Origin of the sequence: Streptomyces sp. NPDC005925, from assembly GCF_040638805.1 — a bacterium.
GTDB lineage: Bacteria > Actinomycetota > Actinomycetes > Streptomycetales > Streptomycetaceae > Streptomyces.
Window position 1 is genome coordinate 231,460 of sequence record NZ_JBEXVL010000005.1, and the last position, 22,265, is coordinate 253,724.

The window sequence follows — 22,265 nt, forward strand, 5'->3', positions numbered from 1 at the left end:
AAGGAGACAGGCAGATGTCCGGCCACTCTAAATGGGCCACGACGAAGCACAAGAAGGCCGTCATCGATGCCAAGCGCGGCAAGCTCTTCGCGAAGCTGATCAAGAACATCGAGGTCGCGGCGCGGATGGGCGGCGCCGACATCGAGGGCAACCCGACGCTGTACGACGCCATCCAGAAGGCCAAGAAGTCGTCGGTCCCCAACAAGAACATCGACTCCGCGGTCAAGCGCGGCGCCGGCCTCGAGGCCGGCGGCGCCGACTACGAGACGATCATGTACGAGGGCTACGGCCCCAACGGTGTCGCGGTGCTCATCGAGTGCCTCACCGACAACCGCAACCGTGCCGCCTCCGAGGTGCGTGTCGCCATGACCCGCAACGGCGGCTCCATGGCCGACCCGGGCTCGGTGTCGTACCTGTTCAACCGCAAGGGCGTCGTGATCGTCCCCAAGGGCGAACTGTCCGAGGACGACGTCCTCGGCGCGGTCCTGGACGCGGGCGCCGAGGAGGTCAACGACCTCGGCGAGACCTTCGAGGTCCTCAGCGAGGCCACCGACCTGGTCGCGGTCCGCACCGCCCTCCAGGACGCGGGCATCGACTACGACTCCGCCGACGCCAACTTCGTCCCGACCATGCAGATCGAACTGGACGAGGAGGGCGCCAAGAAGATCTTCAAGCTGATCGACGCCCTCGAGGACAGCGACGACGTGCAGAACGTCTTCGCCAACTTCGACGTCAGTGACGAGATCATGGAGAAGGTCGACGCGTAACGCCGCCGCGGGCACCGTGTTTCTCGGAGCACCGCAGCCATGCGTCGCACCGCAGCTTCCGGCGGGCCGAGGGGACACGTTCCCCTCGGCCCGCCGTCGCTGTCAGTGGCAGCGGCTAGCCTGGCGATGGCGTCATTGCACAGATCACCGTCCACAGCCCGTCACCGTCACGGGGTGGCCACGACGGTGCCCGGCCGGTTCCGCGACAGCGGCGGCGGCTCAGCCGCGGAAAGGGGAGAGGCGCGTGCGCGTACTGGGGGTGGACCCGGGCCTGACCCGGTGCGGCGTCGGCGTGGTCGAGGGGGTCGCCGGACGGCCGCTCACCATGCTGGGCGTCGGTGTCGTGCGCACACCCGCCGACGCGGACCTCGGCCACCGCCTCGTCGCCGTCGAGCAGGGGCTGGAGCGGTGGCTGGACGAACACCGCCCGGAGTTCGTCGCGGTGGAGCGCGTCTTCAGCCAGCACAACGTCCGTACGGTGATGGGCACCGCGCAGGCCAGCGCCGTCGCCATGCTCTGCGCCGCCCGTCGCGGCATACCCGTCGCCCTGCACACCCCCAGCGAGGTCAAGGCCGCCGTCACCGGCTCGGGACGCGCCGACAAGGCGCAGGTCGGAGCCATGGTCACCCGGCTGCTGCGGCTCGCCGCGCCCCCCAGACCGGCCGACGCGGCCGACGCCCTCGCGCTCGCCATCTGCCACATCTGGCGCTCCCCGGCGCAGAGCCGCCTCCAGCAGGCGGTCGCCCGGCACGCCCCCCACGCAACGAAAGGCCGTACGGCATGATCGCCTTCGTCAGCGGCACCGTCGCCGCGCTCGCCCCCGACGCCGCGGTCGTCGAGGTCGGCGGCGTCGGCATGGCCGTCCAGTGCACGCCGAACACACTGTCCACGCTCCGCGTCGGCCGGCCCGCCAGGCTCGCCACGTCCCTGGTCGTGCGGGAGGACTCCCTCACGCTGTACGGCTTCGCGGACGACGACGAGCGGCAGACGTTCGAGCTGCTCCAGACCGCCAGTGGCGTCGGCCCCCGCCTCGCCCAGGCGATGCTCGCCGTGCACACCCCCGACGCCCTGCGGCGCGCGGTGTCCACAGGGGACGAGAAGGCCCTCACCGCCGTCCCCGGCATCGGCAAGAAGGGCGCGCAGAAACTGCTGCTGGAACTGAAGGACCGCCTCGGCGCCCCCACCGGCGCCCCCGTCGTCGGAGCGCCGGTGACCACCGGATGGCGCGACCAGCTGCACGCCGCCCTGATCGGCCTCGGATACGCGACCCGCGAGGCCGACGAGGCGGTCGACGCGGTGGCCCCGCAGGCCGAGGCCGCCGAGGGCACGCCGCAGGTGGGCCGGCTGCTGAAGGCGGCTCTGCAGACCCTGAACAGAACACGCTGAGCGCCACGCAGGGCCCCCGGACCGCGCTGGCCTGACACCGCCCCGCGTCAATGGCCGAAAGTCGCCCTACGGGCCGTCTCGCGCCGCTCAGCCGCCGGCCTCACAGCCCCCGGAGCTCCCGCCCCGGCTCCACACCCCTGATCCCACCCACCGCGACCCGACCCGAGGCACTCCATGAACTGGGACGACACGACCGACACGACCGACGGCACCGCGGCCGAGCGGCTGGTCGGCTCCGTCGCCGACGGTGAGGACCAGGCCGTCGAGGCCGCGCTGCGCCCCAAGGACCTGGGCGAGTTCATCGGCCAGGAGAAGGTCCGCGAACAGCTCGACCTCGTGCTGCGCGCCGCCCGCGCGCGGGGTGCCACCGCCGACCACGTCCTGCTCTCCGGCGCCCCGGGCCTCGGCAAGACCACTCTCTCCATGATCATCGCGGCGGAGATGGGCGCCCCCATCCGGATCACCTCGGGACCCGCCATCCAGCACGCCGGCGACCTCGCCGCGATCCTGTCCTCCCTCCAGGAGGGCGAGGTCCTCTTCCTCGACGAGATCCACCGCATGTCCCGGCCCGCCGAGGAGATGCTCTACATGGCGATGGAGGACTTCCGCGTCGACGTCATCGTCGGCAAGGGTCCCGGCGCCACCGCCATCCCGCTCGAACTGCCCCCGTTCACCCTGGTGGGCGCCACCACCCGCGCGGGACTGCTGCCGCCCCCGCTGCGCGACCGCTTCGGCTTCACCGCGCACATGGAGTTCTACGAGCCCGCCGAACTGGAGCGGGTGGTGCACCGCTCGGCGAGCCTGCTCGACGTCGAGATCGACACGGCCGGCGCCGCGGAGATCGCCGGCCGCTCACGCGGCACGCCCCGCATCGCCAACCGTCTGCTGCGCCGGGTGCGCGACTACGCCCAGGTCAAGGCCGACGGCGTGATCACTCGGGACATCGCCGCCGCGGCCCTCGCGGTCTACGAAGTGGACGCCCGCGGCCTCGACCGCCTCGACCGGGCCGTGCTCCAGGCCCTGGTCAAGCTGTTCGGCGGCGGCCCCGTCGGACTGTCGACGCTGGCGGTCGCCGTGGGGGAGGAGCGCGAGACCGTCGAAGAGGTGGCCGAGCCCTTCCTCGTACGGGAGGGGCTGCTGGCCCGTACCCCGCGCGGCAGGGTCGCCACACCCGCCGCATGGGCGCATCTCGGCCTTGCCGCGCCCGGGTCGCAGGGCGGGGGAAACGGACAACAGGACTTGTTCGGGGCGTGACGGCGAGCGCATTCGCCCAGGCAGGAACCCCGGTGCGATGCTGAGCGTTGTTCCCTGCGCGGGGACTCGCTTAGACTCCGCCGATGCCGCCTTAGCCGACGGCATCACACACCCCCAACCAGCAGGCCGTTCACCACCGCGGTCGCGTGAAGGAAGTTCGACCCGTGAGTCTCCTGACCCTCGCCCCGTTCATCGTGCTCATCGGGGCCATGTTCCTGATGACCCGCTCGGCCAAGAAGAAGCAGCAGCAGGCCACCGACATGCGGAACCAGATGCAGCCCGGTTCCGGCGTCCGCACCATCGGGGGCATGTACGCCACGGTCAAGGAGGTCAGCGAGGACACGGTCCTCCTCGACGCCGGTCCCGGCGTCGACCTGCTCTTCGCGAAGAACTCGATCGGTGCGGTCCTGACCGACGACGAGTACAACCGCATCGTGCACGGCATCGAGCACGACCTGAAGTCCGACGCCGACATCGTCCCGGACGACGCCTCCTCCCTCACCGAGACCGACGAGCCCGCTGCCGCCGACTCCGACGACGAGTCCGTCGACCTCGGCAAGAAGGACGAGTCCGCCGACGAGCCGGCCCAGGTCGCGCCCGCCGAGGCGAAGACGGACAAGGGGACGAAGAAGACCGACGGCGAATCCGAGGCGAAGTAGTCGCGCCCGGGGTCGGTGCGGGCACGGGCCCGCACGCTCCTGGGCCTGCGCAGCTCGCACGGGGGATCCCGACACCATGTCATGGCCGCCCGCGCGCCCACCCGGCGTGAGAGCGGCCCGAGAGGGAGTACGAGAAGGTGGCAGCACCTAAAAAGGGCCGGAACGCGAGCGCCCAGAGCAAGCCGGGCCGCTCGCTGGCCCTCATTCTGATCGCCATCGTGGCGCTCACGGGCGGCATGTTCGCCTCCGGACACACCACTCCGCGTCTCGGCATCGACCTGGCCGGCGGTACGAGCATCACGCTCCGGGCTGTTCCCGAGGCCGGCCAGGAGAACGCGATCAACAAGACCAACATGGACACGGCGGTCTCCATCATGGAGCGTCGTGTCAATGGTCTGGGTGTCTCGGAGGCCGAGGTCCAGACGCAGGGCGATCGCAACATCATCGTCAACATCCCCAAGGGCACCAACTCCAAGCAGTCCCGGGACCAGGTGGGCACCACCGCCAAGCTCTACTTCCGCCCGGTCACCGCCACCGAGGTCGCGGGCGCCGCAGACCCCGCCGCCCCGTCGCCGAGCGCCTCCGGCAAGGACAAGGCGAAGGACAAGGACAAGGACGGCGAGAAGGCGACCTCCTCGCCCTCCGCCGGCAGCTCCACGGCCCCCTCCGCGAGCGCCACCACGCGGGGCCGCCCCGCGAGCGACGCCCTGAAGGCCAGCCCCACGCCCTCCGCGTCCGCGACCGGCAAGGCCTCCCCGAGCGCCACGCCGTCCGCCGAAGCCAGTGCCCCCGCCGGTGCCGGCAAGCTCCAGGAGCAGTACGCCGCGCTGGACTGCACCAAGCCCGCCGTGCGCGCCGCGGCCGGCGACGGTGCCAAGCCCGGGGAGCCCACGCTCGCCTGCGGTCAGAACGCGCAGGGCCAGTGGCAGAAGTACATCCTCGGCCCGGCCGAGGTCGACGGCACGGACGTCGACGACGCCAAGGCGGTCTTCAACACGCAGTCCGGCGCCGGCTGGACCGTCACGATGGACTTCACGGACAAGGGCTCCAAGAAGTTCGCGAGCATCACCGGCAAGCTGGCCAAGAACCAGTCCCCGCAGAACCAGTTCGCCATCGTCCTGGACGGCGAGGTCGTCTCCGACCCGTACGTCAGCCAGGCCCTCACCGGCGGCAACGCGGAAATCTCCGGCAACTTCGACCAGGAGTCCGCGCAGAACCTCGCCAACATGCTGTCCTACGGCGCCCTGCCGCTGACCTTCCACGAGGACAGCGTCACCACGGTGACCGCGGCGCTCGGCGGCGAGCAGCTGCACGCCGGCCTGATCGCCGGCGCGATCGGCCTGGCGCTGGTCGTCATCTACCTGCTGCTCTACTACCGCGGCCTGTCGTTCATCGCCGTCGCCTCGCTGCTGGTCTCGGCGGCCCTCACCTACGTGATCATGTCGCTGCTCGGCCCGGCGATCGGCTTCGCGCTGAACCTCCCCGCTGTCTGCGGTGCCATCGTTGCCATCGGCATCACGGCGGACTCGTTCATCGTCTACTTCGAACGTGTCCGCGACGAGATCCGCGAAGGCCGCACCCTGCGCCCCGCCGTCGAGCGGGCCTGGCCGCGCGCCCGGCGCACCATCCTGGTCTCCGACTTCGTGTCGTTCCTCGCCGCCGCGGTGCTGTTCGTCGTCACCGTCGGCAAGGTCCAGGGCTTCGCGTTCACGCTCGGCCTGACCACCGTGCTCGACGTGGTCGTGGTGTTCCTGTTCACCAAGCCGCTGCTCACGCTGATGGCCCGCCGCAACTTCTTCGCGAGCGGCCACAAGCTCTCCGGTCTCGATCCGAAGAGCCTGGGTGCCAAGCCCCCGCTGCGCCGCACCCGCCGTTCCGTCCCGGCCGCCGGCCCCGTCGACCCGAAGGAGGCGTGAGTCGATGTCGAAACTCGGCACTCTCGGCGCCCGACTGCACCGCGGCGAGGTCGGCTACGACTTCGTCAAGAACCGCAAGATCTGGTACGGCATCTCCATCCTGATCACCATCACGGCCATCGTCGGCCTGGCGGTGCGGGGCCTGAACATGGGCATCGAGTTCCAGGGCGGAGCGGTCTTCACCACCCCCAAGAACACGAGCGTCTCCGTGGCCAAGGCCGAGGAGTACGCCGCAGAGGCCTCAGGTCACGACGCGATCGTGCAGGAGCTCGGTGACGGCAGCCTGCGCGTGCAGGTCGCCGGCATCGACACCGGCGCGGCCGACAAGATCAAGGAAACACTCGCCGACGACCTCAAGATCGACGCCGAGCAGATCAACGCGGACCTCGTCGGCCCCAGCTGGGGCGACCAGATCGCCAACAAGGCCTGGCAGGGCCTCGGCATCTTCATGGTCCTCGTGGTGATCTACCTGGCGATCGCCTTCGAGTGGCGCATGGCCGTAGCCGCCTTCGTCGCCCTCATCCATGACATCACCATCACCGTCGGCATCTACGCCCTCGTGGGCTTCGAGGTCACGCCGGGCACGGTGATCGGTCTGCTGACCATCCTCGGCTACTCGCTCTACGACACGGTCGTCGTCTTCGACAGCCTCAAGGAGCAGACCAGGGACATCACCAGGCAGACCCGCTGGACGTACAGCGACATCGCCAACCGGTCGATCAACAGCACCCTGGTGCGGTCGATCAACACCACCATCGTCGCGCTGCTGCCGGTGGCCGGCCTGCTGTTCATCGGCGGCGGTGTCCTCGGCGCCGGCATGCTCAACGACATCTCGCTGTCGCTGTTCGTCGGCCTCGCCGCCGGCGCGTACTCGTCGATCTTCATCGCCACGCCGCTCGTCGCGGACCTCAAGGAGCTCGAGCCGTCGATGAAGGCGCTCAAGAAGCGGGTCCTGGCGAAGCGGGCCCAGGCCGCCGCGAAGGGCGAGCCGCTGGACGGCTCCGCAGACGACGCGTACGACGACGAGCCGCAGGACTCCGACGTGGACGACGACGCCGCCCACGCCGTGGTCGGCCCGCGCAGTCGGCCCGCGTCCCGCGGCCGGGGCCGCGGCCGCCCCTCGGGGAAGCGCCGATGACCGACATCCAGGAGCTGCTGCTCAGCCGCATCCGGGACGTGGCCGACTATCCGGAGCCGGGCGTGATGTTCAAGGACATCACCCCGCTCCTGGCGGACCCGGCGGCGTTCACCGCGCTCACCGACGCGCTCGCCGAGATCGCCGAGCAGACCGGCGCCACCAAGGTCGTCGGCCTGGAGGCCCGGGGCTTCATCCTCGGCGCCCCGGTCGCCGTTCGCGCCGGACTCGGCTTCGTCCCGGTGCGCAAGGCGGGCAAGCTCCCCGGCGCCACGCTGAGCCAGGCGTACGACCTGGAGTACGGCTCCGCCGAGATCGAGGTGCACGCCGGAGACCTGGGCCGGGACGACCGGGTCCTGGTCGTCGACGACGTCCTCGCCACCGGCGGCACGGCCGAGGCCTCGGTCCGGCTCATCCGCAGGGCGGGCGCCGAGATCGCGGGCGTCGCCGTCCTCATGGAGCTCGGTTTCCTCGGCGGCAGGGCCCGCCTGGAACCGGCTCTGGCGGGCGTCCCGCTGCGGGCGCTGCTCACTGTCTAGCGGGTCTTGGACCAGGCCGGACGCATCGGCACGGCACCGCGGAGGCGGGCCCGGAGGAATCCGGCGCCCGCCTCTCGTGTTCCTCCGGTGGACAGGTCTCACAGTGACCTGAAGGCGATCCTGCGTCCCAGGATCGCTACCATGGGGTGTCCGGGCCTGACCGGGGGACCCGGACCGTGCACGAGGAGCCCTCTTGCCAGACGAGGCCCAGCCCCTGACCGCCGCGAAGCCCGAGTCCGTCTCGGCCGCCGCGGCCAAGCCCGCGCCGAGCACGCCGCAGGTGAAGAACGACACCAGCGGTCCGGTCCAGCACGCCCAGTCGGCGCCCGTCGACAAGGGGGCCGAGGGGTCCCGGCCCAAGCCGGTGCCATCCATCGAACGCCCCGTGCAGCCGCCGGTGGTCCGTGCGCCCACCAACCCGCCCGTCCGCTCCGGCTCCTCCAACCGCGTCCGGGCCCGCCTCGCCCGGCTCGGCGTCCAGCGCGCGAACCCGTACAACCCGGTCCTGGAGCCTCTGCTGCGCATAGTCCGCAGCAACGATCCGAAGATCGAGACGGCGACGCTCCGCCAGATCGAGCGCGCGTACCAGGTCGCCGAGCGCTGGCACCGCGGCCAGAAGCGCAAGAGCGGCGACCCGTACATCACGCACCCCCTCGCCGTCACCACGATCCTCGCCGAGCTGGGTATGGATCCGGCCACGTTGATGGCCGGTCTGCTGCACGACACCGTGGAGGACACCGAGTACGGCCTGGACGACCTGCGCCGCGACTTCGGCGACGTCGTCGCCCTGCTCGTCGACGGCGTCACCAAGCTGGACAAGGTCAAGTTCGGCGAGGCCGCGCAGGCCGAGACCGTGCGCAAAATGGTCGTCGCCATGGCCAAGGACCCGCGCGTCCTGGTCATCAAGCTCGCCGACCGCCTGCACAACATGCGCACCATGCGCTACCTCAAGCGCGAGAAGCAGGAGAAGAAGGCGCGCGAGACCCTCGAGATCTACGCGCCGCTCGCCCACCGCCTGGGCATGAACACCATCAAGTGGGAGCTGGAGGACCTCGCCTTCGCGATCCTCTACCCCAAGATGTACGACGAGATCGTCCGCCTCGTCGCCGAGCGCGCGCCCAAGCGCGACGAGTACCTCGCCATAGTGACCGACGAGGTGCAGCAGGACCTGCGGGCCGCCCGCATCAAGGCCACCGTCACCGGCCGCCCCAAGCACTACTACAGCGTCTACCAGAAGATGATCGTCCGCGGCCGTGACTTCGCGGAGATCTACGACCTGGTGGGCATCCGCGTCCTCGTGGACACCGTCCGCGACTGCTACGCGGCCCTCGGCACGGTGCACGCGCGATGGAACCCGGTCCCCGGCCGGTTCAAGGACTACATCGCGATGCCCAAGTTCAACATGTACCAGTCGCTGCACACGACGGTCATCGGCCCCGGCGGCAAGCCCGTCGAACTGCAGATCCGCACGTTCGACATGCACCGCCGCGCCGAGTACGGCATCGCCGCGCACTGGAAGTACAAGCAGGAGGCCGTCGCGGGCGCCTCCAAGGTGCGCACCGACGCCCCCCGCAGCACCGGCAAGGCCGGCAAGGACTCGGCCGCCATCAACGACATGGCGTGGCTGCGGCAGCTGCTGGACTGGCAGAAGGAAACCGAGGACCCCGGGGAGTTCCTGGAGTCCCTGCGCTTCGACCTGTCCCGCAACGAGGTCTTCGTCTTCACGCCCAAGGGAGACGTCATCGCGCTCCCGGCGGGCGCCACCCCGGTCGACTTCGCGTACGCCGTCCACACGGAGGTCGGCCACCGCACGATAGGAGCACGGGTCAACGGCCGCCTGGTGCCGCTGGAGTCCACCCTGGACAACGGCGACCTGGTGGAGGTGTTCACCTCCAAGGCGTCCGGCGCGGGCCCCTCCCGCGACTGGCTCGGCTTCGTCAAGTCGCCGCGCGCCCGCAACAAGATCCGGGCCTGGTTCTCCAAGGAGCGCCGAGACGAGGCGATCGAGCACGGCAAGGACGCGATCGTCCGCGCGATGCGCAAGCAGAACCTGCCGATCCAGCGCATCCTCACCGGCGACTCGCTCGTCACGCTCGCGCACGAGATGCGCTACTCGGACATCTCCGCGCTGTACGCGGCGATAGGCGAGGGCCATGTCTCGGCGCAGAACATCGTGCAGAAGCTGGTGCAGGCCCTCGGCGGTGAGGAGGCCGCCAGCGAGGAGGTCGACGAGTCCGTACCGCCGGCCCGCAGCCGCAAGCGCCGCTCCAGCGCCGACCCCGGTGTCGTCGTCAAGGGCGTGGAGGACGTGTGGGTCAAACTGGCCCGCTGCTGCACCCCGGTCCCCGGCGACCCCATCATCGGGTTCGTCACCCGCGGCAGCGGCGTCTCGGTGCACCGCAGCGACTGCGTCAACGTCGACTCGCTGTCCCGTGAACCCGAGCGCATCCTCGAGGTCGAGTGGGCGCCCACGCAGTCCTCGGTGTTCCTGGTGGCCATCCAGGTCGAGGCGCTGGACCGCTCCCGGCTGCTGTCGGACGTCACCCGCGTACTGTCCGACCAGCACGTGAACATTCTGTCCGCGGCCGTCCAGACCTCCCGCGACCGTGTCGCCACGTCCCGCTTCACGTTCGAGATGGGCGACCCGAAACACCTCGGGCACGTCCTGAAGGCAGTCAGGGGAGTGGAGGGCGTCTACGACGTGTACCGCGTGACGTCGGCGCGCAGCCGGGCGTAGGCCCGGGAACAGCACGGCAAGGGGGGCTTGCGTACGCCACGTACGCAAGCCCCCCTTGCCGCTGACGTCTGCGTCAGCCGCCGAACTCCTGCAGGCCCTTCAGCGCCTGGTCCAGCAGAGCCTGGCGGCCCTCCAGCTCACGCCCCAGCTTGTCGGCCTTCGCGGTGTTGCCCTGGGCGCGGGCCTGTTCGATCTGACCCCTGAGCTTGTCGACCGCCGCCTGCAGCTGACCGGTCAGACCCTCGGCGCGCGCGCGTGCCTCCGGGTTCGTCCGGCGCCACTCGGCCTCCTCGGCCTCCTGGATGGCCCGTTCCACGGCGTGCATCCGGCCCTCGACCTTCGGCCGGGCGTCCCGCGGCACATGACCGATGGCCTCCCAGCGCTCGTTGACCGAACGGAACGCGGCACGAGCCGCCTTGAGGTCCGTGACGGGGAGGATCTTCTCGGCCTCCTGGGCCAGTTCCTCCTTGAGCTTCAGGTTCTCCGTCTGCTCGGCGTCCCGCTCGGCGAACACCGAGCTGCGGGCCGCGAAGAAGACGTCCTGCGCGCCCCGGAAACGGTTCCACAGGTCGTCCTCGTGCTCGCGCTGAGCGCGACCCGCGGCCTTCCACTCCGTCATCAGGTCGCGGTACCGGGCGGCCGTCGGACCCCAGTCCGTCGAACCCGACAGCGACTCCGCCTCGGCGACCAGCCGTTCCTTGATCCGGCGGGCCTCCTCGCGCTGGGCGTCCAGCTGAGCGAAGTGCTGCTTGCGCCGCTTGGAGAACGCCGAGCGGGCGTGCGAGAAGCGGTGCCACAGCTCGTCGTCGGACTTGCGGTCCAGACGCGGCAGCCCCTTCCAGGTGTCCACCAGCGCCCGCAGCCGCTCACCGGCCACCCGCCACTGGTCGGACTGCGCCAGCTGCTCCGCCTCGGTGACGAGCGCCTCCTTGGCGTGACGCGCTTCGTCGGACTGCTTCGCGCGCTGCTGCTTGCGCTCCTCGCGACGCTTCTCCACCGTCTCCACGAGCTTGTCCAGCCGCACCCGCAGGGCGTCCAGGTCGCCCACCGCGTGGTGCGCGTCGACCTGCTCGCGAAGATGGCCGATGGCGGCCTGCGCGTCCTTGGCCGACAGGTCGGTGGTCTTCACCCGCTTCTCGAGGAGGCCGATCTCGACAACCAGGCCCTCGTACTTGCGCTCGAAGTAGGCCAGCGCCTCGTCGGGAGAGCCTGCCTGCCAGGAACCGACGACCTTCTCACCGTCGGCCGTACGCACGTACACGGTCCCCGTCTCGTCGACGCGGCCCCACGGGTCGCTGCTCACAGCGCCTCCTCCACATGATGCCGGCGAGGAGCTGTCGAGCTCCCCCGGGCATCGTCCACAGTTTCGTCACGGCCAACATAGGCGACCGGCGGGGCGGCTGTCCGCATCCCGCGCGACCGAACTTACGCAGCTGGGGGTCAGGATTTCGTGACGGTCGCCTTGTCGATCACGACGGTCGCGTTCGGGGCGCCATCGCCGTTTCCGGTGCTCTCGCCCGCCTTGGCGATCTTCTCCAGCACCTTCATGCCGGACGCGGAGACGGTACCGAACGGTGTGTACTTGGGCGGCAGCCGGCTGTCCTTGTAGACCAGGAAGAACTGGCTGCCCCCGGAGTGCGGCTGCCCCGTGTTGGCCATGGCGATGGTGCCCTTGGGGTAGCTGTTGCCCTTCAGGCTTTTGTCCTTCAGGTTCTCGTCCGGGATCGTGTAGCCGGGGCCGCCGTTGCCCTGGCCGGTCGGGTCGCCGCACTGCAGCACGTAGATGCCGGTGGTGGTGAGGCGGTGGCACTTCGTGTGGTCGAAGTAGCCCTTCCCGGAGAGGAAGGCGAACGAGTTGACCGTGTGCGGCGCGGCCGACGCCTTCAGGGCGACGTCGATGTCGCCGCACGTCGTCGCGAACTTCATCGTGTACTTCGCCGACTTGTCGATCGAGACCGCCGGCTCCTTCTTCCAGGTCTTCGACGCGATCTTGCCCTCGGCGGGCTTCTCGCACGGGTCGGGCGCCTTGCTCGCCGACGCGCTCGGGGAGACCTCCGCGTTCGCGTTGGTCTTGTCGTCACCCTTGAACGCGTCGGTCGTGTACAGCGCGACGCTGCCCACCACTACCACGCCGAGGACCGACGCGATCACGGCGTTGCGCATCTGCGCCTTGCGCCGTGTCGACGTACGCCGCTGCTGCTGCCGCAAGAACTTCTCCCGGGCGAGCTGACGCCGCCGCTGCTCCTGGCTGACCACCGGGTTCTCTCCTCATGCGTCTCGTGTGCCGACCGGTACGCGTGGCAGCGGTGAGCCGCCCGCCTGCGTGTGCCCCGTACCGTATATGGGTTCGCTGTGGAATCGGCAGCGCCGGTAGGCTCTGACCACGGGCGCAGCCCGAGCGCAAGCCACTCGAACCGACGCAAAGAAGGACGATCGTGCTCATTGCCGGGTTCCCCGCCGGGGCCTGGGGGACGAACTGTTATCTCGTCGCCCCCGCCGCCGGCGAGGAGTGCGTGATCATCGACCCCGGCCACCGGGCCACCCAGGGCGTCGAGGAGGCACTGAAGAAGCATCGGCTCAAGCCCGTCGCCGTCGTCCTCACCCACGGCCACATCGACCACGTGGCCTCGGTCGTCCCGGTGTGCGGCGCGCACGACGTGCCGGCCTGGATCCACCCCGACGACCGGTACATGATGAGCGACCCCGAGAAGGCGCTCGGCCGTTCCATCGGGATGCCGCTGATGGGCGAGCTCACCGTGGGGGAGCCCGACGACGTCAAGGAGCTGGCCGACGGCGCGCAGCTGGAGCTGGCGGGCCTGGAGTTCTCCGTCGCGCACGCGCCGGGCCATACCAAGGGGTCGGTGACCTTCGGGATGCCCGAGACGGCGGACATCCCGCCCGTCTTCTTCTCGGGCGACCTGCTGTTCGCCGGCTCCGTCGGACGCACCGACCTGCCCGGCGGCGACATGGCCGAGATGCTCGACTCGCTGGCCCGCGTGTGCCTGCCGCTCGACGACTCGACCGTGGTGCTGTCCGGACACGGCCCCCAGACGACCATCGGCCAGGAGCGCGCCACCAACCCGTATCTGCGGCAGGTGGCCGCCGGCCAGGGAGCGCGTGTGGACGACGCTCCCCGACGAGGAATGTGACGAGAGACCTCCCGTGAGCACCTTCAAGGCCCCCAAGGGCACGTACGACCTGATCCCGCCGGACAGCGCCACGTACCTCGCCGTCCGCGAGGCGATCGCCGCCCCGCTGCGCAACTCCGGCTACGGCTACATCGAGACACCCGGCTTCGAGAACGTCGAGCTGTTCGCGCGCGGTGTCGGCGAGTCCACCGACATCGTCACCAAGGAGATGTACGCCTTCGAGACCAAGGGCGGCGACCGGCTCGCCCTGCGCCCGGAGGGCACGGCCTCCGTGCTGCGCGCCGCGCTGGAGGCCAACCTGCACAAGACCGGCAACCTCCCCGTCAAGCTCTGGTACTCGGGCTCGTACTACCGCTACGAGCGTCCGCAGAAGGGCCGTTACCGCCACTTCTCGCAGGTCGGTGCCGAGGCGATCGGCGCGGAGGACCCGGCCCTCGACGCCGAGCTGATCATCCTGGCCGACCAGGCGTACCGCTCGCTGGGCCTGCGGGACTTCCGCATTCTGCTGAACTCCCTGGGCGACAAGGAGTGCCGGCCGGTGTACCGGGCCGCCCTGCAGGACTTCCTGCGCGGCCTGGACCTGGACGAGGACACCCTGCGGCGCGCGGAGATCAACCCGCTGCGCGTGCTGGACGACAAGCGTGACGCGGTCCAGAAGCAGCTGACCGGCGCACCCCTGCTGCGCGACTTCCTGTGCGACGCGTGCAAGGCGTACCACGAGGAGGTCCGCGCGCTGATCGAGGCGGCCGGCGTCGCCTTCGAGGACGACCCGAAGCTGGTGCGCGGCCTGGACTACTACACGCGCACGACCTTCGAGTTCGTCCACGACGGTCTCGGCTCGCAGTCCGCGGTGGGCGGCGGCGGGCGCTACGACGGCCTGTCCGAGATGATCGGCGGCCCCGCGCTGCCGTCGGTGGGCTGGGCCCTCGGCGTCGACCGTACGGTCCTGGCGCTGGAGGCGGAGGGCGTACACCTCGAACTGCCCGCCGCGACCAGCGTGTTCGCGGTACCGCTCGGAGAGGACGCCCGCCGCCTGCTGTTCGCGAAGGTCACCGAGCTGCGCAAGAACGGCATCGCGGCGGACTTCTCCTACGGCGGCAAGGGCCTCAAGGGCGCCATGAAGAACGCCAACCGCAGCGGCGCCCGTTACACGATCGTCGCCGGCGAACGCGACCTCGCCGACGGCGTCGTCCAGCTCAAGGACATGGAGTCCGGCGAGCAGACGTCAGTGGGCGTGAACGAGATCGTCGCGGAACTGGAGTCACGGCTCGGCTAGGACGGCGACTCGGCCAGTACGACGAGACGGGCGTCGGGGGCCTCGCGCACCCGGCGCCCGCCCCGGCGCTCCGGTCACGGGTCGAGCAGTCCGCTCCGCATCGCGCTCGTGACCGCCGCCGTCCGGTCGTCCACGCCCAGTTTGGCGAAGGCGCGCAGAAGGTGGGTCTTCACCGTCGACTCGCCGATGAACAGCCGGCGGCCGATCTCCGCGTTGGTGCAGCCCTCCGCGACCAGCCGCAGGACCGCCGTCTCGCGGTCCGACAGCCGGGGCCGTTCCGGCCTGGTGCGCAACTGGTCGACCAGGCGCGCCGCCACGGACGGTGCCAGGACGGTCTCGCCGCGCGCGGCGGCCCGTACCGCCTCGGCCAGTTCCGCACGGGGCAGGTCCTTCAGCAGGTAGCCGGCCGCCCCGGCCTCCACGGCACGCAGGATGTCCCGGTCCGTCTCGTACGTCGTCAGGACGATCACCCGGGACGGCAGCCCGGCCGCGGTCATCCGCGCGATCGAGTCGACACCCCCGCCGCCCGGCATCCGCAGGTCCATCAGCACGATGTCGGGCCGCAACTCGGCCGCCAGCGCCTCCGCGCGCGGCCCGTCCCCCACGTCCCCGACGACTTCCAGGTCGGGCTCGGCGGTCAGCATCGCCCGCAGTCCCTCCCGTACGACGGGATGGTCGTCGGCCAGGACGATCCGGATCACGGCACCTCACTCCTCACGGCCGGAACGGGCAGCCGGACGGTCACCGTCGTGCCGGCGTCGGGCACGCTGTGCACGCGTACCGCCCCGCCCACCTCGGCGGCCCGGGCCCGCAGCCCCGCCAGACCGTACCCGCCGGACACCGCGTCCGGGTCGAAGCCGGGGCCGTCGTCCCGTACGGACACGGTGACCGACTCCGCGGCGTACGCGAGGGCGACCGCGACCTCCACCGAACCTCCCGCGTGCTTCCTGGCGTTGGTCAGAGCCTCCTGGCAGGCGCGCAGCGCCACCACCTCGGTGCCCGCCGGCAGCGCCCGTACCGGCCCGGTCACCTCCAGGCCCGCTTCGTGCCGCGCAGCCAGCCGGTGCAGCGCGCCGGACAGCGACGCGCCCGCCAGATCGGCGGGGGTGCCCCCGGCGACCAGGGCGCGGGCCTCGGCGAGGTTCTGCCGGGCCGTCTCCGCCATCAGCGCCAGATGGCGGCGGGCCCGCGGCACGTCGTGGTCCAGTTCCGCCTCGACGGCCTGGACCAGCATGAGCAGGCTCGTGAAGCCCTGCGCCAGCGTGTCGTGGATCTCCCGCGCCATGCGCTCCCGCTCGGCCAGCGCCCCGTGCGCCGCCGACAACTGCGCGGCCTCGTGGCGGCTGGCATCGAGTTCGGCGATCAGCTCGGCCCGTTCCTGGCTCTGTTCGATGATGCGGATGATCCAGCCCCCGATCGCCACCGAGAACACGAAGGTGACGACGGCGAACAGCGCGTGGAAGAACACCTCCCAGCCGCCCGGCCACCACACCAGTGCCCAGCCCCCCACCGGCACGAGAGTGATCGTGGCCGCGGCGACCGTCGCCCGCCATCTCCGCAGCGTCATGAAGGCCTGCGGGACCAGCGCGAACGCCAGCAGCCGCGTCTCACCGACCAGGACCGCCGACGGCAGGAACAGCGCCAGCGTCGCAGCGAGATAGACGAGAGCGGGACTTCCGTCGGACGGCTGCCCCCGCAGCATGCGGCGCCCCACCCCGACGTACAGCGGGATGAGCAGCACGAGCAGCGCCGCAGCGGCCAGCCGGACGGACCGGCCGGGCTGCCCGGCACCCAGCACGAACACCTGGGTGGCCAGCCAGATCACCGCGAAGTAGGAGTCCCAGAGCCGGAACGAGCGGTCCCAGGTGTGCGCGCCGGAGGCCGGACCCGTCACGCGTCGCGCCGGTTCTTCCAGCGGAACGTCAGCAGACACAGCAGCAGCCCTCCGGCGCACCAGGCCGCCAGCACCAGGGCCACCCGGCCGAACTCCCAGCTCCCTGCCTGCTCCAGCACCCGCGCCGAGTCCGGCAGGAACACCCCGCGCAGGCCCTGGCACATCCACTTCAGCGGGAACAGCGCCGCGATGTCCAGCAGCCAGGCGGGGATCATGTCGACGGAGATGTATACCCCGGAGATGAACTGCAGGACCAGGAAGGGCAGCACCACCACGGAGCTGGCACTCCGGCTCGACGTCGGCACCGAGCTGATCGCGATGCCGAGCAGCGCGCACGCCGTCATGCCCAGCAGGAAGATCCATCCGAATTGGAACCACCGCTCGGCGTCCGACGGCAACTCGACGTCGTACAGCGCCGTGCCGACGCCGAGCAGGATCGCCGTCTCCAGCAGCCCGGTGACCAGAACCAGCCAGATCTTGCCGAGGAAGTACGCCGCCGGGGGCATCGGCGTGCCGCGCAGCCGGCGCAGCACCTTCTCGTCCCGTTCGATCGCGATGGAGATGCCGAGCGACTGAAAACTCGTCGACATGATGCCCGCGGCCATCATCCCCGGGACGTACAGCTGCGAGGAGTCGACACCGGCGCCGGGCACCTCGCCGCTGAAGATCGAGGCGAACAGGAACAGGAAGACGACCGGGAAGGCGAACGTGAACACCACCTGGTCGCGCATCCGGAAGAACTGTCGCAGTTCCAGGGCTCCTCGGCGCAGCCCCAGCCCCCACGCGCCGGGCAGCCGCGTCCCGGGGGACCCCGGTTCCCCGGCCCTCGCCATGGTCGTGGCCGTCATCGCGGGTCCTCCTGTCCGGTGAGCCGGAGATAGACGTCCTCCAGCGTGGGGCGGCTGATCGTGAGCCCGGGGATCTCGCCGTCGAAGCGGCCCGTCAGTTCGGCGACGGTCCGGGTCGGGGTGTGTGTGCGTGCCGCACGCGGGCTGCCGTCGGGCTCCGTCCACTCGACGGTCGCCTCACCGCCGTACCGCCGGCGCAGCGCGGCGGGCTCGCCCTCGGCGACGACGCGGCCCCCGGAGACGATGGCCAGCCGGCCGGCGAGCGCCTCCGCCTCCTGCAGGTAGTGCGTGGTCAGCACGATGGTCGTGCCGTCGCCGGCCAGCGTCCGGATCAGCTCCCAGAACTGCCGCCGGGCCGCCGGGTCGAACCCGGTCGTCGGCTCGTCCAGGAGCAGCAGCTCGGGCCCGCCGATCACTCCGAGGGCCACGTCGAGCCGCCTGCGCTGCCCGCCCGACAGCGCCTTGACCCGGCCGTCGGCCTTCGCCTCGAGGCCGACCAGGCCGATGACCTCCTCGGGGTCACGCGGGCGCGGGTAGTAGCGGGCGAAGTGCCGCACCGTCTCCCGGACCGTCAACTCGGCGGGCGCCGACTCGTCCTGCCAGACGATGCCCACCCGTGAGCGCCACGCGCGCGTGCCCGTCGCCGGGTCGGCGCCCAGCACGGACACCTCTCCCGCGTCCCGCGCCCGGTGGCCCTGGAGGATCTCCACCGTGGTGCTCTTGCCGGCCCCGTTGGGCCCCAGCAGCCCGAACACCTCGCCCGGCCGGATCGCGAGGTCGATGCCGTCGACGGCCGTCACGTCCCCGTACCGCTTGCGGAGCCCCCGTACGGCCACCGCCCACTCGTACCCGTGTCCTGTCATGGCACGAGCATCGGCCGGAACCGATCGTTCGGGGACGACCGTACGTACCTCCTCGTGTCCACCGAACGGTGGACACACAGATCCGTACGGCACAATGACCCTGCCCGAAGCAGGCCCGAGACTCGAGTGACGGAAACGGCGTGATGAGCAAGACGACAGTCAAGGACGTCTCCACCGAGCCCGGGCCGGAACGCGGCGCCGGTGCGTCAGGCGCGCAGGGCGGCAGTCGCGCCTTCGCGCTGCTGCTCATGATCACCGGGGCGGCCGGACTGCTCGCCGCGTGGATCATCACGATCGACAAGTTCAAGCTGCTCGAGGCCAAGGTCGAGGGCAGGACGTTCACGCCCGGCTGCAGCCTCAACCCGGTCGTCTCCTGCGGCAGCGTCATGGAGAGCGACCAGGCCGCCGCCTTCGGCTTCCCCAACCCGATGCTGGGCCTCGTCGCCTACGGCATCGTCGTCTGCGTCGGCGTGAGCCTGCTCGCCGGGGCCCGCTTCCCCCGCTGGTACTGGCTCACCTTCAACGCCGGCACCCTCTTCGGCGTCGGCTTCTGCGCCTGGCTGATGTTCCAGTCCCTGTACCGGATCAACGCGCTGTGCCTGTGGTGCTGCCTCGCCTGGGTCGCCACCATCATCATGTTCTGGTACGTGACCTCCTTCACCGTCCGCAAGGGCTTCCTTCCCGCCCCGGCCTGGCTGCGCGGCTTCTTCGACGAGTTCACCTGGGTCATGCCCGTGCTGCACGTCGGTGTCATCGGCATGCTGATCCTGACCCGCTGGTGGACCTTCTGGACGAGCTGACGGCGCCGACGCGTTGTCAGTGCGGTGATTTAGGGTTGCCGACGTGGAGCCCGACCTGTTCACCGCCGCAGCAGAAGAACGCCAGGAGAAGGACCCCGCGGGCAGCCCCCTCGCGGTCCGTATGCGTCCGCGCACCCTCGACGAGGTGGTGGGCCAGCAGCACCTGCTGAAGCCGGGCTCACCCCTGCGCAGACTGGTCGGCGAGGCCGCCGCGGGCCCCGCCGGACCCTCCTCGGTGATCCTCTGGGGTCCGCCCGGCACCGGCAAGACGACCCTGGCGTACGTCGTCTCCAAGGCCACCGACAAGCGCTTCGTGGAGCTGTCCGCGATCACCGCGGGCGTCAAGGAGGTCCGCGCGGTCATCGAGGGCGCCCGCCGCGCCGTCGGCGGCTTCGGCAAGGAGACCGTCCTCTTCCTCGACGAGATCCACCGCTTCAGCAAGGCCCAGCAGGACTCCCTGCTCCCCGCCGTCGAGAACCGCTGGGTGACGCTGATCGCCGCGACCACCGAGAACCCGTACTTCTCGGTGATCTCCCCCCTCCTCTCCCGCTCCCTGCTGCTCACTCTCGAACCCCTCACCGACGACGACGTGCGGAACCTGCTGCGCCGCGCCCTCGCCGCCGAGCGCGGCCTGAAGGACGCCGTCACGCTGCCCGCGGACACCGAGGACCACCTCCTGCGCATCGCCGGCGGCGACGCCCGCCGTGCCCTGACCGCTCTGGAGGCCGCGGCCGGCGCCGCCCTCGACAAGGGCGGCACGGAGATCTCCCTGACCACGCTGGAGGAGACGGTCGACCGGGCGGCGGTGAAGTACGACCGCGACGGCGACCAGCACTACGACGTCGCCAGCGCCCTCATCAAGTCCATCCGCGGCTCCGACGTCGATGCCGCCCTGCACTACCTGGCCCGCATGATCGAGGCGGGCGAGGACCCCCGCTTCATCGCCCGCCGCCTGATGATCTCCGCCAGCGAGGACATCGGCCTCGCCGATCCGGCCGCGCTGCCCCTCGCGGTCTCCGCCGCCCAGGCCGTCGCCATGATCGGCTTCCCCGAGGCCGCCCTCACCCTCAGCCACGCCACCATCGCCCTCGCCCTGGCCCCCAAGTCCAACGCCGCGACCACCGCCGTGGGTGCCGCTCTCGACGACGTGCGCAAAGGACTGGCCGGGCCCGTCCCGCCGCACCTGCGTGACAGCCACTACAAGGGCGCGGGCAAGCTCGGCCACGGCCAGGGCTACGTCTTCCCGCACGACCTGGCCGAGGGCATCGCCCCCCAGCAGTACGCCCCGGACGCCCTCAAGGACCGCGAGTACTACACGCCGACCCGGCACGGCGCCGAGGCGCGTTACGCGGACGCGGTCGAATGGACCCGCACACACCTCGGTCGGAAGCGTTCGTGAGCACCCTGTAGACTCCTTCGAAGTGCTGAGTCCCGTGTCCGGCCCCTCCTGAGGGAAACCGGCACCACCAGAGCGGGACACCCAGCCGGAGTCCCGGCCCCCGGGCAGGGATCTCCAGGAGCGTCGCGCACCGGCGAACGGTGTCGCGGGCAGCCCACCACCCCCCGGATTTCCAGGACGGTCGGTGGGCCACTCGCGTGCTGCACGTATGTGCCCAGATCAGGGGAGCGGCTGCCCGGCAGGCCCGTGCAAGCGGACCCGCGGGTTTCCCCGGCTGCGGATGCGACCTCCCCTAACCCTGGTGAAGCCGTATTCGCACACAGAACATGAGGTGTTTGGTTCATGGCGAACCAGTCCCGCCCCAAGGTCAAGAAGTCGCGTGCCCTCGGTATCGCGCTGACCCCGAAGGCCGTCAAGTACTTCGAGGCCCGCCCCTACCCGCCCGGCGAGCACGGCCGCGGCCGCAAGCAGAACTCGGACTACAAGGTCCGTCTGCTCGAGAAGCAGCGTCTGCGCGCTCAGTACGACATCTCCGAGCGTCAGCTGGTCCGCGCCTACGACCGCGCCTCCAAGGTCCAGGGCAAGACCGGTGAGGCCCTGATCGTGGAGCTGGAGAAGCGCCTCGACGCGCTGGTCCTGCGTTCGGGCATCGCCCGCACGATCTACCAGGCCCGCCAGATGGTCGTCCACGGTCACATCCAGGTCAACGGCAAGAAGGTCGACAAGCCGTCCTTCGTCGTCCGTCCCGACGATGTCGTCCAGGTCCGCGACCGCAGCAAGGACAAGACGCTCTTCACGATCGCCCGCGAGGGTGGCTTCGCCCCCGACGGCGAGACCCCGCGCTACCTGCAGGTGAACCTCAGGGCCCTGGCGTTCCGCCTGGACCGTGAGCCGAACCGCAAGGAGATCCCGGTGATCTGCGACGAGCAGCTCGTCGTCGAGTACTACGCCCGCTGATCCGGCGGACGCAGATCACTCAGCGGTACCTCAGCCCGTCGTCCCCCCGCCTTCCGAGGCGGGCGGGGCGGCGGGCTGCCGCGTACGTGCCGCTGCCCGCGCCTCCAGGGCCGTCGCCGGGCCCCCGGCGTCACCGCCGGTAATGCGGTACGGACTCACGAGCCCGGCGCGATAGGCTCGGCGCACGTCTTTTCTCGATGTTCAGGCACGTTTTCAGGGAGCGGGTGCACACAGTGTCCGGTGGAGAGGTGGCCGGAATCCTGGTGGCCGTGTTCTGGGCGATCCTGGTCTCCTTCCTCGCCGTCGCACTGGCGAGACTGGCCCAGACGCTCAGGGCGACCACCAAGCTCGTGGCGGACGTGACCGACCGGGCCGTCCCGCTGCTGGCGGACGCCTCCGCGGCGGTGCGCTCCGCACAAACCCAGATCGAGCGGGTCGACGCGATCGCCACCGACGTGCAGGAGGTCACCTCCAACGCCTCCGCGCTGTCCACCACCGTCGCCTCCACGTTCGGCGGCCCGCTGGTCAAGGTCGCGGCCTTCGGCTACGGCGTGCGCAAGGCGATCGCGGGCCGCCGGGAAGAGGACGTACCCGCGACGGCGCCCAGGCGTGCAGTGATCGTGGGCCGTACCGTGCCGACCGCGCGGTGGACGAAGCGAAACCGCGGAAAGAGGGACTGACCCGAA

At 70.7% G+C, this 22,265-nt stretch carries 21 protein-coding genes; 15 read left to right on the top strand and 6 right to left on the bottom strand.

The window, feature by feature from the left end:
• The first annotated feature begins 14 nt into the window (after nucleotides 1-14).
• The 9 genes from ABZ354_RS09660 (at nucleotide 15) to relA (ending at nucleotide 10,393) form a co-directional block, all read left to right on the top strand.
• A complete protein-coding gene (locus ABZ354_RS09660; RefSeq protein ID WP_358654745.1) occupies nucleotides 15-767 on the top strand; it encodes a YebC/PmpR family DNA-binding transcriptional regulator in 753 nt (250 codons plus the stop codon).
• A gap of 244 nt (nucleotides 768-1,011) precedes the next feature.
• The gene (gene ruvC / locus ABZ354_RS09665; protein ID WP_358654747.1) at nucleotides 1,012-1,551 is read left to right on the top strand and encodes a crossover junction endodeoxyribonuclease RuvC; all 540 of its coding nucleotides are present in this window, start codon (nucleotides 1,012-1,014) and stop codon (nucleotides 1,549-1,551) included.
• Nucleotides 1,548-2,153, top strand: coding sequence for a Holliday junction branch migration protein RuvA (gene ruvA / locus ABZ354_RS09670; protein ID WP_358654749.1), 606 nt, complete (start codon nucleotides 1,548-1,550; stop codon nucleotides 2,151-2,153). Before ruvC ends, ruvA begins: the two co-directional genes overlap by 4 nt.
• A gap of 174 nt (nucleotides 2,154-2,327) precedes the next feature.
• Nucleotides 2,328-3,407: a Holliday junction branch migration DNA helicase RuvB gene (ruvB, locus tag ABZ354_RS09675; protein WP_358654751.1), complete on the top strand. Its 1,080-nt coding sequence runs from the start codon at nucleotides 2,328-2,330 to the stop codon at nucleotides 3,405-3,407.
• Between the two features lie 164 nt (nucleotides 3,408-3,571).
• Entirely contained in the window at nucleotides 3,572-4,066 is a 495-nt protein-coding gene (gene yajC / locus ABZ354_RS09680; RefSeq protein ID WP_358654753.1) for a preprotein translocase subunit YajC, read from the top strand.
• Nucleotides 4,067-4,203: 137 nt separating this feature from the next.
• Nucleotides 4,204-5,982 (top strand): protein translocase subunit SecD, encoded by a 1,779-nt coding sequence (gene secD / locus ABZ354_RS09685; protein ID WP_358654755.1) that lies wholly within the window; start codon nucleotides 4,204-4,206, stop codon nucleotides 5,980-5,982.
• A gap of 4 nt (nucleotides 5,983-5,986) precedes the next feature.
• Entirely contained in the window at nucleotides 5,987-7,120 is a 1,134-nt protein-coding gene (gene secF / locus ABZ354_RS09690) for a protein translocase subunit SecF (protein ID WP_358654757.1), read from the top strand.
• Nucleotides 7,117-7,656 carry an adenine phosphoribosyltransferase gene (locus tag ABZ354_RS09695; protein ID WP_358654759.1) on the top strand — a complete coding sequence of 180 codons (540 nt, stop codon included), beginning with the start codon at nucleotides 7,117-7,119 and terminating at the stop codon, nucleotides 7,654-7,656. Before secF ends, ABZ354_RS09695 begins: the two co-directional genes overlap by 4 nt.
• Nucleotides 7,657-7,849: 193 nt before the next feature.
• Nucleotides 7,850-10,393 (top strand): GTP pyrophosphokinase, encoded by a 2,544-nt coding sequence (gene relA, locus ABZ354_RS09700; RefSeq protein WP_358654760.1) that lies wholly within the window; start codon nucleotides 7,850-7,852, stop codon nucleotides 10,391-10,393.
• Nucleotides 10,394-10,466: 73 nt separating this feature from the next.
• Here relA and ABZ354_RS09705 read toward each other — a convergent pair whose 3' ends face one another.
• Nucleotides 10,467-11,696 carry a DUF349 domain-containing protein gene (locus ABZ354_RS09705; protein WP_358654762.1) on the bottom strand — a complete coding sequence of 410 codons (1,230 nt, stop codon included), beginning with the start codon at nucleotides 11,694-11,696 and terminating at the stop codon, nucleotides 10,467-10,469.
• A gap of 137 nt (nucleotides 11,697-11,833) precedes the next feature.
• The gene (locus ABZ354_RS09710) at nucleotides 11,834-12,649 is read right to left on the bottom strand and encodes a peptidylprolyl isomerase (protein ID WP_358654764.1); all 816 of its coding nucleotides are present in this window, start codon (nucleotides 12,647-12,649) and stop codon (nucleotides 11,834-11,836) included.
• Between the two features lie 179 nt (nucleotides 12,650-12,828).
• On the opposite strand from ABZ354_RS09710, the gene ABZ354_RS09715 reads away from it, so the two are divergent.
• Together ABZ354_RS09715 and hisS are read left to right on the top strand one after the other, a co-directional pair.
• On the top strand, nucleotides 12,829-13,542 hold the full coding sequence (locus tag ABZ354_RS09715; protein WP_358654766.1) for an MBL fold metallo-hydrolase: 714 nt from the start codon (nucleotides 12,829-12,831) through the stop codon (nucleotides 13,540-13,542).
• 13 nt (nucleotides 13,543-13,555) lie between these two features.
• Nucleotides 13,556-14,818 carry a histidine--tRNA ligase gene (gene hisS, locus ABZ354_RS09720; protein ID WP_358654768.1) on the top strand — a complete coding sequence of 421 codons (1,263 nt, stop codon included), beginning with the start codon at nucleotides 13,556-13,558 and terminating at the stop codon, nucleotides 14,816-14,818.
• A 74-nt stretch (nucleotides 14,819-14,892) separates the two neighbouring features.
• Here hisS and ABZ354_RS09725 read toward each other — a convergent pair whose 3' ends face one another.
• The 4 genes from ABZ354_RS09725 to ABZ354_RS09740 are packed head-to-tail and all read right to left on the bottom strand — an operon-like array spanning nucleotide 14,893 to nucleotide 18,423.
• On the bottom strand, nucleotides 14,893-15,519 hold the full coding sequence (locus ABZ354_RS09725; RefSeq protein WP_358654770.1) for a response regulator transcription factor: 627 nt from the start codon (nucleotides 15,517-15,519) through the stop codon (nucleotides 14,893-14,895).
• Nucleotides 15,516-16,712 carry a sensor histidine kinase gene (locus ABZ354_RS09730; protein ID WP_358654772.1) on the bottom strand — a complete coding sequence of 399 codons (1,197 nt, stop codon included), beginning with the start codon at nucleotides 16,710-16,712 and terminating at the stop codon, nucleotides 15,516-15,518. The genes ABZ354_RS09725 and ABZ354_RS09730 overlap by 4 nt, the downstream gene beginning before the upstream one ends.
• The gene (locus ABZ354_RS09735) at nucleotides 16,709-17,560 is read right to left on the bottom strand and encodes an ABC transporter permease (protein WP_358654774.1); all 852 of its coding nucleotides are present in this window, start codon (nucleotides 17,558-17,560) and stop codon (nucleotides 16,709-16,711) included. Before ABZ354_RS09735 ends, ABZ354_RS09730 begins: the two co-directional genes overlap by 4 nt.
• Nucleotides 17,557-18,423 (bottom strand): ABC transporter ATP-binding protein, encoded by an 867-nt coding sequence (locus tag ABZ354_RS09740; protein WP_358654776.1) that lies wholly within the window; start codon nucleotides 18,421-18,423, stop codon nucleotides 17,557-17,559. Before ABZ354_RS09740 ends, ABZ354_RS09735 begins: the two co-directional genes overlap by 4 nt.
• Before the next feature lie 143 nt (nucleotides 18,424-18,566).
• Here ABZ354_RS09740 and ABZ354_RS09745 point away from each other — a divergent pair, with 143 nt between their 5' ends.
• The 4 genes from ABZ354_RS09745 to ABZ354_RS09760 all read left to right on the top strand — a co-directional run bounded on the left by ABZ354_RS09745 (nucleotide 18,567) and on the right by ABZ354_RS09760 (nucleotide 22,259).
• The gene (locus tag ABZ354_RS09745) at nucleotides 18,567-19,223 is read left to right on the top strand and encodes a vitamin K epoxide reductase family protein (RefSeq protein WP_358654778.1); all 657 of its coding nucleotides are present in this window, start codon (nucleotides 18,567-18,569) and stop codon (nucleotides 19,221-19,223) included.
• A gap of 43 nt (nucleotides 19,224-19,266) precedes the next feature.
• Nucleotides 19,267-20,622 (top strand): replication-associated recombination protein A, encoded by a 1,356-nt coding sequence (locus ABZ354_RS09750; protein ID WP_358654780.1) that lies wholly within the window; start codon nucleotides 19,267-19,269, stop codon nucleotides 20,620-20,622.
• Nucleotides 20,623-20,964: 342 nt separating this feature from the next.
• Entirely contained in the window at nucleotides 20,965-21,579 is a 615-nt protein-coding gene (gene rpsD, locus ABZ354_RS09755; protein ID WP_358654782.1) for a 30S ribosomal protein S4, read from the top strand.
• 224 nt (nucleotides 21,580-21,803) lie between these two features.
• Nucleotides 21,804-22,259 (top strand): DUF948 domain-containing protein, encoded by a 456-nt coding sequence (locus tag ABZ354_RS09760; protein WP_358654784.1) that lies wholly within the window; start codon nucleotides 21,804-21,806, stop codon nucleotides 22,257-22,259.
• Nucleotides 22,260-22,265 lie beyond the last annotated feature (6 nt).